This is a genomic window from Paenibacillus radicis (ex Xue et al. 2023), from assembly GCF_024722015.1.
GTDB lineage: Bacteria > Bacillota > Bacilli > Paenibacillales > NBRC-103111 > Paenibacillus_S.
The window spans coordinates 260930-275814 of sequence record NZ_JANQBD010000007.1; the positions used below are offsets into that span (position 1 = coordinate 260930).

The following is a 14885-nucleotide window of genomic DNA, read 5'->3' on the forward strand; positions in this document are numbered from 1 at the left end:
AGTTATATTTTTTTGACATGCATAATCAACCGTTCCATATCCGTGACATGGCTTGAAGAGAACCTTCGGAAAAACTCAATCGATACACATCAGGATTAGTTAGTCCCTTCCAATCGGCAAAGCCGATAGAATCATCATATCGCTTCAGTATCAGAGACAGCAGATTGCCATGGGTAGCCACCGCATATGCTGAATGCCCCAATGCAAGCAGCTCAGTAAGTGAAGCAATAGCGCGGTCAGCTGCGGCACAGCTCGACTCTCCACCCGGATAGCTGAGCAGAGCATCCTCGAAAGTAAGCTCCAGACATGACATCCAATTTTCCAGCTGTTCACCACTTAAGATTCGCTCAGAAAGTCTAGCATCTGTATGAATGGTTAACCCTGCAAGCTCAGCGTAAGGAATTAGCGTCTGCTGTGCACGAACATAGGGACTTGAAATTGCATATTCGATCGAATAGTTATGAAGAAATGAAGCAAGCTTCTGAGCTTGCAACCACCCCTCTTCAGTTAACTCAGCTTCAGCTGCCTGGCCCGTTGCCTTACAATGGCGGATCAAATAGATGGTTTGCATTTGTTAAATACCCGCCCTTTTCTCCAAATTAGTTATTTCAAGTAATTGCAGTAACTCGCGAGATAACTTCTGTTAATGTCATAGCGCTCATGGAAGGTAGGCGAAGATCGTGCTCACCAAATCTTAGCTGTCCTGTAAGCTCATTAGGAACAATGACGCAGTGCATTCCAGCCCGTTTGGCTGCCAAGGATCCATTGGGCGAATCCTCAAAGGCAATGGCTTCTTCAGGCAGAACTCCCAGACAGCTCAATGCTTGCATGTAGAGCGCAGGATCAGGCTTAACCTTCTCTACGTCATCTCTTGTCCGGATGCAACTGAAATAATCTAGTAATCCAAACTGCTTTAAGTACCCTGTCACCCATTCCCGTGTAGAACTGGAAGCCAAGCCAATCTGCAATCCCAGTTCGCTTGCTTCCCTCAAATAGTCGATTACACCCGGTCTCGGCTGGACTTCACTCATACGTTCCGAGTAACGCTGCCTCCGCAATTTTCTAGCCGTCTCCCGGTCAATAGGCGTCCCCAGGCATTGCTCTAAATAAGAATAAGGCTCAAATGCGGAAGCGTCCGTTCCAATGCATAACCCCCATAAATCCATAGTCAGCTCCATTCCATGATCGCGGTACATCGCCTGAAACGATTCATACTCAGGTGTTTCCGTATCAAGAATCAATCCATCAAAATCAAATATTATAGCTTTAATCAATGTTAAGACACGCCCCCACCATCTATTTTTCAGGATTTATTTCTACTTACGTTTAGTATGATCGTACAATGATGTTACATAAAATGGAAGGTTTTTTTGATAAATTGCAAATTAAAGTAAAATAAACCTAGAAATTAATTGTATTTTTATTCACTTTAATGTATATTAATACAAATTATTGTATTCAAAAATAGGTGGTGTACTATGTATCCTTCTAATAACAATCTGTCTAATGGAACATCCGCACTCATTATTCAACTTGAAAAGCTCGCTTTTAATACTTGGCCCGCTGCATCGACGGTTGCCGCTGAACATTGGGTATACAGAGCCTCAGGTGGTATTACCAAGCGGGCCAATAGTGTGTGGACTGCCGCTGGAGAACCTATGCCCCATGGGGATTGGCTTGAGGAAGCGGTCCGTTTTTACAGTGAACATGGATTACCTGTCCGTTATCATATAAGCGATGCATCGCCTAAGCAACTGGATCTTTTTCTGGAGACGCAAGGTTATTTGAAAGAAACCCCATGCACCGTCATGATCGCACAGGCCGACAAGGTTATTGAGAAGATGCAATCTTCTGCAGGCCATGACTTCCGTATTACGATTAGTTCACAACACAATGATGATTGGCTAAATCATTTTCTGCATATGGAAGGCTTTGGCGAAGAAAGGCGCGCCTTCTATCATAAGCTGTTTGCGGACATCGAACCAACGAAAGGGTTTTTCACATTAGGAACAGATGGCTTGTGCGCCGCTGTAGGAACCTCGATCATTCAAGACGGCTGGGCAGGCTTAATAAACGTTGCTGTGAATCCTGAACTTCGCGGCAGAGGACTTGGACATATTATTCTGCACGAACTGGCTGTGTGGAGCCGAGTAAATGGAGCAGAAGGTCTCTACCTACAAGTTATAAATGATAATGAACCTGCAACAAAGCTCTATACCAAGGCCGGTTTTGTTCCATTGTATCAGTATCATTATCGCTGCAAGAATAATTAAACCATCCTGTCGCATCCTAAAGAAGAGCCCATTTCCAAATAAGGAGCGATTTGTATGAGCACGACAACACCAACACGTGAGACGTTTCCCCCTCAGCATCAACAGCATCAGCCCGGAATTGAGTCAGAAATGAACCCACGCCCGATTTATGAGGATAAGAAGTATAAACCTGCCGGTAAACTCCTGAATAAAACAGCCATTATAACAGGTGGCGATAGCGGAATTGGCAGAGCTGTAGCAGTTACTTATGCCAAAGAAGGCGCTGATGTTGTAATCGTATATTTAAACGAACACAGCGATGCAGAGGAGACGAAGCGGCAGGTTGAAGAAGAAGGCCGCAAATGTCTGGTCCTGGCAGGAGACCTTGGCACTGAGGCCTTTTGCATGCAAGTTGTAGAGCAGGCCATCAAACAATTCGGCAAGCTTGATATATTGGTCAATAATGCAGCCGAGCAGCATCCCCAGCAGAAGCTTGAAGACATAACAGCGGAGCAATTGGAACGCACTTTTCGAACCAACATCTTTTCCATGTTTTATTTAACTAAAGCGGCCCTTCCCCATATGAAGCAAGGGAGTGCGATCATCAATACCGCCTCCATTACCGCTTATGAAGGGCATGACCAGCTCTTGGACTATTCAGCAACTAAAGGAGCGATCGTCACCTTTACACGTTCCCTATCACAATCTCTAATCAGCAAGGGCATCCGAGTAAATGGTGTTGCTCCAGGTCCTATCTGGACTCCGCTAATTCCGTCAACCTTCAATGAACAACAAGTAGCCAAATTTGGAGCTGATGTACCAATGAAGCGAGCCGGTCAACCCGAGGAGCTGGCCCCAAGCTATGTATTTCTCGCAAGTGATGATTCCTCCTATATGGCAGGACAAATTATGCATGTTAATGGCGGCGTAATCGTAAATGGATAAGAAAAAAGAGCCTTCCCACTTTTTGGAGTGGCGAAGGCTTTTTCGCATTAATAGAAGTTATATGTTTCGGGGCTCCCCGCAAAGTATCTGAATCAACTTCGAAGCAAGCCACCACTTTGTGGGGATATTTCACTTGCGATTTTATATGTAGGATAAGTTCAATTTATGTCCAATTTTTCATTCTATCCGCAAGTGTACCAGTAAAAATTTCAAGCTGAATACCGTCAGGATCTAGAAAGTTGACGCTCCAGCCCCCTCCACGATATAAAGGGCCTCGTATGATAGGTACATTTGCAGCACGGAGCCTCTCAACTGCTTCTGCAAAATCTGCTTCTTCTATCGAGAATGCAAGATGATCCAAACCTGTATGAATGGCAAATGGCTCACAAGGCAGTTCAGTAATCGAAGCTTCGTCTACAGATGGTTTAAGATCGGGTTCAACCCGATGCAGCTCTATCAGGCAAATCCAAGCGGCTCCCCACTCCAGGTAAACATCTGTTCGTCCCTTGTGTACCAGCTTCATACCAAGTATATCTGTATAAAACGGAAGTGAACGATCTAGGCTTGAGATACGCAATGTTGAATGATTAAAGCCAGTTACTTTTATCATTTTTTATCCAAAAATTGCTCAACAGATTTAAACAACAAGGGAGCTTCAGGCTCCAAACAAATCATATGCCGCGTACCCGGATAATAATGAATTTCCTTCTCTCCTCGCAGCTTCCGATACAAATACTGAGCGCTTTTGGGATGAATGATAGGATCCTGTTCTCCTTGAGCTATAAAAGTCGGCACCGTAATCTGGGGCAACTCTGGCCGCATTTGCTTATTTAATTCAATAAACTGCCTGGTAGCTCTCCAAGGTGTTTTTCTCTTTTTTTCATTCCAATTAAACCACTCATTGCTCTGAGCTCTAAAAGCTAAATTTTTAATAAATCGAAGAGGACTGAAATAATATACGGCAGCATTCAACAGCACCAGCTTACGGATCGGAAACCGATTAGCGATATAGGCTGAGATCAAGCCACCCATTGAAAAGCCGATAAGATCAAAAGTGCCGTACTGCCGAGTCAATCTGGCAGCCTCGACAGATGCTTCATGGACCCAATCGATCCATCGGACTTCCCCCAGCGTTCGGAGATCAGGATCATGTCCCGGCAGGACAGGCACGTGGCATACTGTGCCCTTCCTGGTTAAATGATCTGCAAGCGGCGTCAGCTCATAAGGCCCGCCTGTGAATCCATGCAGCATCAGGCAATGCCGTTCACCCACAGCGTTTCACCTCATCTGCCGCCCGAAGCAATCTATCGGCCGTTTCTTGGATGAAGCTTTTCATGGTTAACTTATCCAACCAATGCTCAGGTATATCATGAACGCCATAATAGGCACCTGCCAGTTGCCCGTAAATCGCTGCCGTTGTGTCGGCATCATCACCTAAATTAGCCGCCAGCAGGCAGCCTTCCGCAAAACTGCTGCTATGATAGAAAGCCCACAGTGCTGCTTCCAGCGATTTTACAACATAACCGCTTCCCTTAATATCAGGAGGTTGTAGTCTTTTAAACGAGCCTTTCGCAACCTCATCGATTTCGGTAATCAAGTAGTGCTGCTCCCAGAAGCCGGCTACCGGTGAAAAACGTTCGGTAAGCAGCTGCTCTTTGGTCACACCCTGTAATGCACCTATAATTAATGCTGCGTAGTATCGGCATGCATCCACAGTCAATATCGATCCATGGGTAGTCAGTGAGCTGTCTCCCGACTTGACAATAGCTTCCTGAGGATTAGCCGCATAGTACAAGGGAACAGGAGCAAGCCTCATTAACGATCCGTTTCCTGATGCCATGCGGCTAAATGATCCGCAAAACGGTTCACCGGTCAACTCAAATCTCTCCAGTGCCGTTCGAACGGTATTGCCGATATCAAAACATACGCCCGTGCTGCTCAAGTAGCCTTCACGGTACCATTTCACGTAGCGCTCCATTTGATCTACCGGATGAAACTTGCCACATGCGAGTAAGCTCTCAGCCAAACAAAGCGCCATCGAGGTATCGTCTGTCCATTGTCCTGCTTGCAAATCAAAGGGCCCACCGCCAACAAGTTCCTTAAGTGGTTCAAACGAATCCGGAGCACAAAATTCTACCGTTGTTCCTATAGCATCTCCGATAGCTAACCCTAGCAGACTCCCCCTGTAACGATCTGTTTGGGATAATTGAAATGCCATGGCAAACCCTCCCTTTTAGTCCGAGTCAAGGATAAACGTTACCGCCGTTTTTTAAGGACCAGCGTGTTTGTCAAGGATTGAGCGAATTCAAGGTTAAAGCTCAAAGTCGCTTATTTTGAAAAAAAATTATTTTTCTGTGATGGTCACAGACTGAATGGCGATTTTTTCTTTGGGAGCTTCACCGTTTACAGGGGTGGTTGCAATTTTCTGTATAACGTCCATCCCCTCGGATACTTTTCCAAAAATCGAATAGTCCGGTTTCTTGTTCAAGCCTTGACAATCCACACCTGAGCAGATGAAAAACTGGCTTCCATTCGTATTCGGACCTGAGTTCGCCATAGCTACAATACCCGGTTCGTATTTATAAGGAGTTTTCAGCTCATCCTCAAACTTGTAGCCAGGGCCGCCTCTTCCAGTACCGGTAGGGTCACCGGTTTGTATCATGAAAGTCGATATAACCCTATGGAAAATAATATCCTGATAGAATCCTTCTTTGGCTAGAAATACGAAGTTATTTACGGTTTTAGGCGCATCCTTGGCAAACAGGTCGATTTTGAACGTGCCTTTTGTTGTAGCGACTGTTGCTTGGTATGTTTTTTTGACATCAATTTTCATTTCAGGTGGTGTGGTCCAGCTTTTTTTGGCTGCTGGCTGCTGCGCAGCTGGGGTGTTATTAGCAGGCTGCTGTGTTTGTTGACCGGATGGTGTTTGGCTTGCTCCTCCTGAAGCTCCTGGTTGTTCAGTGGGCTTCGTACCGCAGGCTGAAAGCAGAAGTGTACAAACGGCTGCAATAGCGGCCCATTTCGCGGTAGTGGCTGTAAATGTTGCTTTCATGATCTACTCTTCAACTCCATTATTGTAATTTATGGTCATTGCCATATCCATTATTATACTACGGGGAATCAAATTATAACAAAACGTCCGCGGACCCGCAGGTTGCGGGCTGTTTGCCGCAACCGTAAGGCTAGGCCGGGCATAGCCCCCGGCCTAGCGCGTGCCTGATCCCGGCTTCGCCGCGGGATCAACAGCTCCAGCAGCACCCGTGGTGCTGCTGGGCGAGGTCGGAACAGGGCTTCCAGCCCCTGTTCCGGCTCCGCTCCCGCTGCCCGTTCCGGCAGCGGGGGTTCCGGTACCGGATGCACCGGTACCGCTTGTTGCCCCGCCGGGGGACGACGTCCCCGGCGGAGAGCCCTGCTGACCGCCCGATCCGGGAGCGGTTGTGCCAGTGCCTTGCCCCGGCGTCACTGTGCCGGGGCTTCCACTTCCTGCGCCTGGCTTGCCCCCTCCAGGCGTTTGCCCTTGTCCCTGTCCTTGTCCTTGTCCCTGACCTTGTCCTTGTCCCTGTCCTTGTCCTTGTCCCTGGCCTTGGCCCTGTCCTTGACCTTGACCTTGACCCTGACCTTGACCCTGACCTTGTCCCTGTCCCTGTCCCTGTCCCTGTCCCTGTCCCTGTCCTTGTCCCTGTCCTTGACCTTGCCCTTGTCCCTGACCTTGTCCTTGACCTTGTCCCTGTCCTTGACCTTGACCCTGTCCTTGGCCCTGTCCTTGACCCTGACCTTGGCCCTGTCCCTGTCCCTGTCCTTGGCCCTGTCCATTAAGCCCAGGAACAGTTCCAGCGTCCAAAGGTACAGCTACGGTTACCGCACTTGACTTCCCGCCGGTAGCCGCATTATCCGGATTCACAGAAGCAACTGCATATTGATACGTTACACCTGGCTTAACGGTTATGTCTCTAACCTCGGTAGCTGTCGTCGACAGGAGCGGCTCAGCTGCAAAATCCTTATCCTTGTCTTCCTTGCGGAATATTTGATACGATGTCCCTTCTCCTACAGCTGGCCAGCTAAGCACCACAGCCCGACTTTCCATCACATATTCAGCCTTCAATTCTGCTACACCTTTAGGCGGTGCTACAGGATCAGCTACCCCATCAGGTCGTGTAAACTGCGTGACAGGACGTTTAGCCAGCGACTTCTGCATAACCTCCTTAAAGATCACCGCAGGTGCACCACTGCTCATGGATACGAAGTGCTTGGCATCCGGCTTATCGAAGCCGAGCCATACCGCTGCACTCCATTCCGGCGTATAGCCTGTGAACCATAGATCTCTGTTATACTTTTCAAGACCCTTAATTACATTTTGAGTAGAACCTGTTTTTCCAGCAACTGGACGCTCGAACTTCGCCGCAGTCCCTGTACCGCCAGGCTCAATTACACCTTGCATAAGAAGCGTCATATAATACGCTGTTTTTGCACTCATAACGGGTGATTTACGCTCTTGCTTGAACGTAGCCACTTCGGTTCCTTGATCATTTAAAATTTTCACAATCGAATGCGTAGTATTCAAATATCCATTATTAGCAAATGCACTGTATGCAGCGGCCATTTGAACAGGTGTAGCCCCCTTTGTCATACCGCCAAGGGAGATGGCCAGATTTCTGTCCTTAACCGGATCCAGTGGAATACCCAAGTTTTCAGCAAATTTCATGCCTGTAGTCACTTTAATTTCATTCAGCAGCCAAACAGCAGGAGCATTAATCGACTTCTTGACAGCCTCAAACATCGTAACTTGACCTCGGTAAATCCCGTCATAGTTGCGTGGCGTATACCCATTGTAATTAGCTTCGTTATCCTGTAGCATGCTGTATGGCGTGTACTTGCCGCTTTCAAGAGCTGGTGCATACACCAATATAGGTTTGATCGAGGAGCCCGGCTGCTGCATTACAGTTGCCCGGTTCAAGCCGCGCAGCACATAATCCCTGCCGCCGACAATACCGACTAATCCGCCATCCTTATTGTTAACGATAGCCATTGCCCCCTGCATTTTCTGCTCAGGACCGTCTTTTTGAAAAAACTTTTCATTCGCAAATGTTTGCTCCATAATTTTTTGAGCATTCATATCCATTGTTGTGTAGATTTTATAGCCATTACGCAAAAGCTCATCCTCAGACAAGCCGTACAAGTCATTAGCTTCATTAATTACATAATCAAGAAAAGCGATATAATCCTTCGAGCCTGTTTCCTTTGGCGCCACATATTCCGCAGCCTCGGCTTTGGCTCTTTCATCTGCCGTTATATATTTCTGATCTTCCATCAATTTCAAAACAACCGTTCTGCGATCCTTTGATTTTTCAGGATTAGATATTGGATTATAAGTGCTTGGAGCCTTAGGTATCGCAGCGAGCGTTGCCATCTGCCACAATTCCAGCTTCTTTAAATCGGATACTCCAAAATATTTTTTCGCTGCCGCTTTTACCCCATAAGCCCGGTTTCCAAAGAAAATTCGATTTAAATACATCGTTAATATTTTATCTTTGGAGTAATTGTTTTCCAAGGCTACAGCAATGGACATTTCAGTCGCTTTTCGGAAAAAGGTTTTGTTCGAGCTCAAGAACAGATTTTTGGCAAGCTGCTGTGTTATTGTGCTTCCACCCTCTACAGCACTTCTTGCAATAACGTCCTTAACCAGGGCCCGGCCAATTCCCAAGAAATCAATACCCGAGTGCTCACCAAATCTTTTATCTTCCGTAGCAATAAAGGCCTGCTGCAGCTTCTCCGGAATGTCTTCCGGCTGCACTATTTCACGATTTTCACGATACAGCACAGCAGCTTCTGCTCCGTTGACATCATAAACCTGAGAAGCTTCATCCATGTCCAGCTTATCGATATTTTCCTTAAGAATCTTATCTCCGTTTATAATAATAAAAATATAGACGCCTAGTGCACAAATAAGAGCAACTACGGCAGCTACGAATGCGAACATTAACGCTCTGCCGACACTGACCTTCCGCTTCTTTTTTTTGGGCTTCGATTTTTCTGCATTGGTTTTTTTCACAGTCGCCATCTCTTTAGCCACCCCTGTTTTCTCTATATAAGATCAGTAAGAATCAGCCGTCAGCGATGCCCGGCTCCCCTGATCTTTCAATAAAAACTGCTTTCTCTAAAATACCAATGTATCTTTATAGTAAGGGTTTCGATCAGCAGCTTCGTTACAATAAAAGAACAACCCTTCTAACGGGTTGCTCTTATGTTTCATATTCATTTAGACGTAACATTTAACTTAAATGTTGCTCATTAGAATGCTGCTCTTAGTAAAATTCTAGTTGTCTGTAGCGTTCTCCTGCTGCATTAATGAAACGGAACGCTGAGGCGTGAAGGTTGATATTGCATGCTTATAAACCATTTGCTGACGGCCTTCGCTATCAATGATGATCGTGAAATTATCGAACGCACGGATAACACCGCGGATTTGAAACCCATTAGTCAGATAGACGGTTACCGGTATATTTTCCTTGCGCAATTGGTTCAAAAATGTGTCCTGAATATTGATCGATTTGTTCATCATGGGCCCCCTCAAATGAGTTTAACGTTCGAATTTTAACCTATCTGATATTATAGCATGAACCTGGTCCAAATGGGCAGAAAAATTTACCAAATCACTCATATCCACCCAATGGATATCTTTCATATGACGGAACCATGAGAGCTGTCGCTTAGCAAAGTGGCGGGTATCACGCTTCAGCAATTCCACAGAGGCTTCCCAAGATAATTCACCCTGCAAATAGGCGATCATTTCCTTATATCCCAAACCCTGCATTGATATGTATTGCTTACCGTAACCCTGTTTAAGCAGCCCCTCAACCTCTTCGACTAATCCTTCATCGATCATCTGATCGATTCGCTCTTCTATACGTTTATATAGTAAAGCTCTATCCATTGTCAACCCGATGATACATAGTTCGTAGGGAGACTGTTTTTTCTGTACTTTTAACCTGTCGGATAAACGTTCGCCTGTCAAATGAAAGATTTCAAGCGCGCGAATAATGCGTCGTTGGTCGTTGGCATGCAGCCGATCAGCACTCTCAGGATCAATCTGTCGCAGCTTCTCCAGCAAGGCTTCAGCTCCATAAGTCAAGGCAAATTCAGCTTGTTCATTGCGGAAAGCTTCGTCTGAGCCGCTCTCGCTAAATTGATAGTCGTAACAAACGGATTCAACGTACAGTCCTGTACCTCCCACAATAAAAGGCAGCTTGCCGCGGCCATGAATGTCAAAGATCAGTTGGCTAGCCCGCTCCTGAAACTCCGCTACTGAAAACGGATGATCAGGATTATGAATATCTATCAAATGATGGCGAACCTGCTCTTGCTCCTGCAAGGAAGCCTTGGCGGTCCCGATATCCATTCCACGATAGACCTGCATTGAATCCCCAGATATAATTTCAGCGCCATAATCGGCTGCCAGTTGAAGGCTAAGCCTCGTTTTACCTACTGCAGTCGGTCCAACCAATACCAGCAGGTTTGGCTTAATAGAAGCCTGTGTCACAATCGTATCACTCCGTAAGCTATTCTCGTGGTCGAACGATGTACTTCCGTGAAGCCTAAACGTGCAAATTCTTTACTTTCACGATGTTCTTTCAAAATTACAGATCGGCGGGCTACCCGCATAGCTTCTGTAATCGTTGCCTCTGTAATCGCTCTAGGATCAGCTAATTCCCTAATCGCGCTAATAGAGTTGGATTCTTCGATTGGCCTGCGAAACATGGGATCGAAATAAATCACATCGAATGACTTATCTGACTGCTGTTTCAAAAAATCATAATGGTCAATCTGAGTCACTTGAATACTGCGCATCGCTTCATTCATTCCGGGAATGTCCGAATGATAAGCGTGAAGCCCCTGGTTCAACAGTAGGTACGGCAAAGGCCTGCTTTCGAGGGCAGTTACCTGTCCATTACCCGCAAGAGCGAAAGAATAAACAATCGCATCGGAGCCTAACCCGGCTGTGCAATCCAGCACCCTGTCTCCTGGCTTTAATCCAGATAACTGCATGAGCGAATCCGGTTCTCCATTAATAAGACGTTTGACCCGGATGGCGGCAGTACTTGGATGAAAGAACAGCAGAGGCTGCTGATCCTGATAATACTCTATTCGTTCGCGCGATACAAGCAAGACATCCTGAGCGCCGTAACGTTTCCTCAATTGTGCAATTGAAAATTGTCGGCGTGAAACAACCCGAATGTCCTCTTGTATACCTGTTAGTCCCCTGACTTGCTTTGACAAATGCGCTGTCAGTTCCAGCTGCTCCGCCTGTGGTTCATAAGAGGTTGTTATCAGCAACTGCATCACCCGTCTAGCTCTTGAATTTTATAAAAAAAATCGGAACAACTGAATTTTAACAGTTTTTCTTTACTGCGTCCACGGATCCTTCGTTTTACATTCATGGGTCATCGTCCTTATAATACTATTAAGCACGTTAACTAAGCTAAAGAAAGTCGTCATAAGGGAGCTTAAGTATGGAAGAATCTTTGAAGCCATTTTTATTATTGTCAGATGCGGTAATTATTACGGACATTAACCATCGAATTCTTGATGTGAATAAAACCTACGAGGACATTACTGGATATTCCCGTGAACAAATTCTCGGGTTCCGAGCAGGTATTTTAAAAACAAGGCTCACATCAGAATCTACTTACCACGAGATGCATAAAGCACTAAATCAGCTCTTAAGCTGGTCAGGGGTATTTGTCAACAAAAAGAGAAACGGTGAACTGTGGCACTCATCCATCTCGATCACTCCGTTTCTAATAAATGGAGATACCTACTATGTTGGGGTCTTTAGAGAACTTGAGCATCTGCAGGAGGGCATTTATATTGCTGAGGGGCGCCGAAGCGGCATACAAGCGGCTTTGTTGAAGGTACTTGCCATATCCTGCGAAATTCGCGACCCGGCGATTGAGGAGCATTTGACAAGGGTACAGCAGCTAACCGGACAATTAATTCATGCTCACAACGAGCGGCTTCAATTAGGCTTGTCTCAAGATTATATTCAAAGCATTATCCATGCCAGTATTATGCATGATATTGGTAAATCGGGAGTTCCGGAAGGCATTCTGTATAAGCCCGGCCCCTTGACCAGCTATGAACGGATCATCATAGAAATGCATCCATTAATCGGAGTGGATATTCTTGAAAAGATCAATGCTGAACTTGATGATGACTTTTTTAAGGAAGAATTAAATGTTGCGAAAAATATTATTTTATCTCATCACGAGAAATGGGATGGCTCTGGATACCCGCATCAATTGAAAGCAAACGACATCCCATTTGAGGCTCGTATCGTCTCAGTTGTCGATGTATATGATGCTTTAACTTCCAGGAGGCCGTACAAAGAAATATGGGATAAACAAAAAGCAATCGGTTTTCTACGGGAGCACCAAGGTACTTTCTTTGATCCAGCTATTATTGATACTTTTGTTCAAATTGTTTAGCAATCTTCAAACCGCCTACATATGTAAGGGAGTCCAGGGTTTATCCGACACTCAACCACATGAGGGAAAGGAAATAGATGGAATTTCTCACGTTAATCCAGCCTAGATGTCGTTTGAAATTAATTTAACTGGAAAAACTCAGACTAATATAGGTGATATGGATGATATCAGCCCAAACCACTTCGAATTAGCATGAGAAATTTCATCTATAGGGCTTCGAACGCTATTTTTCGGCGTAATTAACCTGACATTTTCCTGATATTTTACTGAAATTGCAAAAGAACTTTCACCATCAAAAATGCACCCTTAGAATTCATCGGATAAACCAGGGGTTTATTCCAATGTCTATTCTAAAGGGTGCACTCCACTATCCAAGGCGGGTTTGAGGGTCCTTTTGCAACCCTATATTTATGATAAAGTAGTGTATGAGCTGACTCAAGATGACTTTTGGGATAGCTCGCTCCATCTAACTTTCTTACATTTTTCGCATAACGTACATGCCAATTGCAGCCAATATGAGTATAAAACAAGCAACTAAGCCATAATATTTTATCTTTTTAAAAGCAGCCTTGATTTTCCTTATCGGTCTTTCTTTGGGAAAAATCCCCCAGCCCTCATATCTCCCGTCAACCTTTGATACGGTTTCAATCAGCATTAAGGTATTTTTATTTAGTGAATCCTCATTTAAAAAGCAGGCCAGGCTCAGATGCAGAACATGTTTATAATGGATACCTTCAGCATCATAGTCGATGTTCTCAACGGTATAATCATGTCGTTTTAAGCTTTCCGCGGCCTCTAATAGATCCTGGCTATTTTGAAATCGCAAATAATAGTGGACTCTGTATTCTACATCCGTTTTGTAGCCTTCATAATAAAATGAATGAATCGCATTGTAATTATTATAATATTCGGCTTCTATAGTATTGGGGGAAAGATAATCGTAAAAGTCCCACTGCTCATCTATTCTGGAAGATATGACATAACGAAATCTCGCAAAAAGAGTTAAGCCATTTTTAATCATTTCTTTACATTTCTCGGGGTCTCTTACATAAAAAATAAGCTCAATTCGAGTCTCAGAATCAATCCTCCCAATAAACACCCCTTGGTTCGCTTCAAGAATACTTGAATCCAGCTTCTCCTGAAGCTCTATAAGCTCTTCTTGAATTTGTGTAACTTGTTCTTTCTTTTCAGCGATGTGATAAATATTTAAAGAAAGATTGAGAAGGGTTGAAAACTGAGAGTAGTCGATTCTTTCTTTTACGCCTCTATCAAGAAAAACTCTTACATCTTCGTTCTCCCTCTGAAATGAAATCCATTCTCTTATCATTTGTAAGTTTGCACCAACCCTAATCTTCTCTTATGTTGCAATATCAGAATCTGCTCCGCGATACATCCGTGTATATTCGGCAGCTTTTGTTGCAATATCCTGCTCCGCAGAAGAATTCTGATATTATAACAAACAAAACCATAGAAGTATATTCAAAAAATTCACTTAAACAAACGCATTTATAACTTTGCTTCATTTTGTAATATTCCTGTCATAATACAACGCTACTATTAGCTTGTAAGAAACATATCATCGTTGGGAGTTGAGCTTAATGCTAAGAAAAACAATCGTAGGAACTGTAGCAGGCGCATTATTAACAGTAGGGTTAATGGGCTCCGTTTTTGCAGCAAATGAGACTACCGCTGCGTCTCCAAAGACCAAAGAGGCGCATAAAGCAAAGATAGAGGCTAAGGCTGCAGCCAAAGGCCTTACATTGGAACAATGGACTCAAAAACATCAAGCACATAAAGCAGAGCTGGAGCAAAAAGCACAAGCCGCCGGAGTAACATTGGAACAATATAAACAGGATCTTAAAACAGAAAAGCAGCAGCGTAAAGAAGTCAAGCAAACGAAACTTCAACAGCATGCGGATAAGCAAGGAATCACGATTGAACAATATTTAGAAAAGCGGAAGGCTCAGCATGCTGAAGCAGTGAAAAAGGCGCAGGAGCTCGGAATTACGGTTCAACAATACCGAAAGCAGCAAACGGCCGAACTTAAAGCCAAGCATAAAGCTGAACGTCAAGCCAAACACGAGGAAAAACGTCAGGCCAAGCTGCAAGCCAAAAAAGTAGCACCTAAGTAAATCAATTTACTTGCATCATAAAGAGCCGTTCACTTGGATCAAACCAAGAGATCGGCTCTTTCCTATACATTGCT

General features: G+C 44.8%; 15 protein-coding genes. 4 read left to right on the plus strand and 11 right to left on the minus strand.

Annotation, left to right across the window (positions count from 1 at the left end):
• Positions 1–25: 25 nt before the first annotated feature.
• Together NV381_RS11895 and NV381_RS11900 are read right to left on the minus strand one after the other, a co-directional pair.
• Positions 26–571, minus strand: coding sequence for a histidine phosphatase family protein (locus NV381_RS11895; protein ID WP_258213499.1), 546 nt, complete (start codon positions 569–571; stop codon positions 26–28).
• 37 nt (positions 572–608) lie between these two features.
• Positions 609–1274 (minus strand): HAD family hydrolase, encoded by a 666-nt coding sequence (locus NV381_RS11900; protein ID WP_258213500.1) that lies wholly within the window; start codon positions 1272–1274, stop codon positions 609–611.
• Positions 1275–1478: 204 nt separating this feature from the next.
• On the opposite strand from NV381_RS11900, the gene NV381_RS11905 reads away from it, so the two are divergent.
• Together NV381_RS11905 and NV381_RS11910 are read left to right on the plus strand one after the other, a co-directional pair.
• Positions 1479–2273: a GNAT family N-acetyltransferase gene (locus NV381_RS11905; protein WP_258213501.1), complete on the plus strand. Its 795-nt coding sequence runs from the start codon at positions 1479–1481 to the stop codon at positions 2271–2273.
• Positions 2274–2327: 54 nt separating this feature from the next.
• Positions 2328–3197, plus strand: a complete 870-nt coding sequence (locus tag NV381_RS11910; RefSeq protein WP_258213502.1) for an SDR family oxidoreductase — start codon at positions 2328–2330, stop codon at positions 3195–3197.
• Between the two features lie 163 nt (positions 3198–3360).
• Here NV381_RS11910 and NV381_RS11915 read toward each other — a convergent pair whose 3' ends face one another.
• The 8 genes from NV381_RS11915 to NV381_RS11950 all read right to left on the minus strand — a co-directional run bounded on the left by NV381_RS11915 (position 3361) and on the right by NV381_RS11950 (position 11534).
• Positions 3361–3804: a VOC family protein gene (locus NV381_RS11915; RefSeq protein WP_258213553.1), complete on the minus strand. Its 444-nt coding sequence runs from the start codon at positions 3802–3804 to the stop codon at positions 3361–3363.
• Entirely contained in the window at positions 3804–4469 is a 666-nt protein-coding gene (locus NV381_RS11920; RefSeq protein WP_258213503.1) for an alpha/beta hydrolase, read from the minus strand. The genes NV381_RS11915 and NV381_RS11920 overlap by 1 nt, the downstream gene beginning before the upstream one ends.
• Complete coding sequence (locus tag NV381_RS11925; RefSeq protein WP_258213504.1) at positions 4462–5415, minus strand: ADP-ribosylglycohydrolase family protein; 954 nt, start codon at positions 5413–5415, stop codon at positions 4462–4464. The genes NV381_RS11920 and NV381_RS11925 overlap by 8 nt, the downstream gene beginning before the upstream one ends.
• A 126-nt stretch (positions 5416–5541) precedes the next feature.
• Positions 5542–6249, minus strand: coding sequence for a peptidylprolyl isomerase (locus tag NV381_RS11930; RefSeq protein WP_258213505.1), 708 nt, complete (start codon positions 6247–6249; stop codon positions 5542–5544).
• A gap of 153 nt (positions 6250–6402) precedes the next feature.
• A complete protein-coding gene (locus tag NV381_RS11935; protein WP_258213506.1) occupies positions 6403–9255 on the minus strand; it encodes a transglycosylase domain-containing protein in 2853 nt (950 codons plus the stop codon).
• Positions 9256–9510: 255 nt separating this feature from the next.
• Complete coding sequence (gene hfq, locus NV381_RS11940) at positions 9511–9753, minus strand: RNA chaperone Hfq (RefSeq protein WP_171655214.1); 243 nt, start codon at positions 9751–9753, stop codon at positions 9511–9513.
• Positions 9754–9774: 21 nt separating this feature from the next.
• A complete protein-coding gene (gene miaA, locus NV381_RS11945; RefSeq protein ID WP_258213507.1) occupies positions 9775–10734 on the minus strand; it encodes a tRNA (adenosine(37)-N6)-dimethylallyltransferase MiaA in 960 nt (319 codons plus the stop codon).
• On the minus strand, positions 10731–11534 hold the full coding sequence (locus tag NV381_RS11950) for a class I SAM-dependent methyltransferase (RefSeq protein ID WP_258213554.1): 804 nt from the start codon (positions 11532–11534) through the stop codon (positions 10731–10733). Before NV381_RS11950 ends, miaA begins: the two co-directional genes overlap by 4 nt.
• A gap of 170 nt (positions 11535–11704) precedes the next feature.
• Here NV381_RS11950 and NV381_RS11955 point away from each other — a divergent pair, with 170 nt between their 5' ends.
• Positions 11705–12679, plus strand: a complete 975-nt coding sequence (locus tag NV381_RS11955; protein ID WP_258213508.1) for an HD domain-containing phosphohydrolase — start codon at positions 11705–11707, stop codon at positions 12677–12679.
• 475 nt (positions 12680–13154) lie between these two features.
• On the opposite strand, the gene NV381_RS11960 is transcribed toward NV381_RS11955, so the two are convergent.
• On the minus strand, positions 13155–14006 hold the full coding sequence (locus NV381_RS11960) for a DUF695 domain-containing protein (protein WP_258213509.1): 852 nt from the start codon (positions 14004–14006) through the stop codon (positions 13155–13157).
• A 271-nt stretch (positions 14007–14277) separates the two neighbouring features.
• On the opposite strand from NV381_RS11960, the gene NV381_RS11965 reads away from it, so the two are divergent.
• Complete coding sequence (locus tag NV381_RS11965; RefSeq protein WP_258213510.1) at positions 14278–14811, plus strand: hypothetical protein; 534 nt, start codon at positions 14278–14280, stop codon at positions 14809–14811.
• The last annotated feature ends 74 nt before the right edge of the window (positions 14812–14885 follow it).

What these genes read in the sequence shown, in the direction of transcription:
- NV381_RS11895 (WP_258213499.1), bottom strand. Translation starts at nt 571, where the DNA reads ATGCAAACCATCTATTTGATCCGCCATTGTAAGGCAACGGGCCAGGCA.
- NV381_RS11905 (WP_258213501.1), top strand. Translation starts at nt 1,479, where the DNA reads ATGTATCCTTCTAATAACAATCTGTCTAATGGAACATCCGCACTCATT.
- NV381_RS11910 (WP_258213502.1), top strand. Translation starts at nt 2,328, where the DNA reads ATGAGCACGACAACACCAACACGTGAGACGTTTCCCCCTCAGCATCAA.
- NV381_RS11925 (WP_258213504.1), bottom strand. Translation starts at nt 5,415, where the DNA reads ATGGCATTTCAATTATCCCAAACAGATCGTTACAGGGGGAGTCTGCTA.
- NV381_RS11930 (WP_258213505.1), bottom strand. Translation starts at nt 6,249, where the DNA reads ATGAAAGCAACATTTACAGCCACTACCGCGAAATGGGCCGCTATTGCA.
- NV381_RS11935 (WP_258213506.1), bottom strand. Translation starts at nt 9,255, where the DNA reads ATGGCGACTGTGAAAAAAACCAATGCAGAAAAATCGAAGCCCAAAAAA.
- hfq (WP_171655214.1), bottom strand. Translation starts at nt 9,753, where the DNA reads ATGAACAAATCGATCAATATTCAGGACACATTTTTGAACCAATTGCGC.
- NV381_RS11950 (WP_258213554.1), bottom strand. Translation starts at nt 11,534, where the DNA reads ATGCAGTTGCTGATAACAACCTCTTATGAACCACAGGCGGAGCAGCTG.
- NV381_RS11955 (WP_258213508.1), top strand. Translation starts at nt 11,705, where the DNA reads ATGGAAGAATCTTTGAAGCCATTTTTATTATTGTCAGATGCGGTAATT.
- NV381_RS11960 (WP_258213509.1), bottom strand. Translation starts at nt 14,006, where the DNA reads ATGATAAGAGAATGGATTTCATTTCAGAGGGAGAACGAAGATGTAAGA.
- NV381_RS11965 (WP_258213510.1), top strand. Translation starts at nt 14,278, where the DNA reads ATGCTAAGAAAAACAATCGTAGGAACTGTAGCAGGCGCATTATTAACA.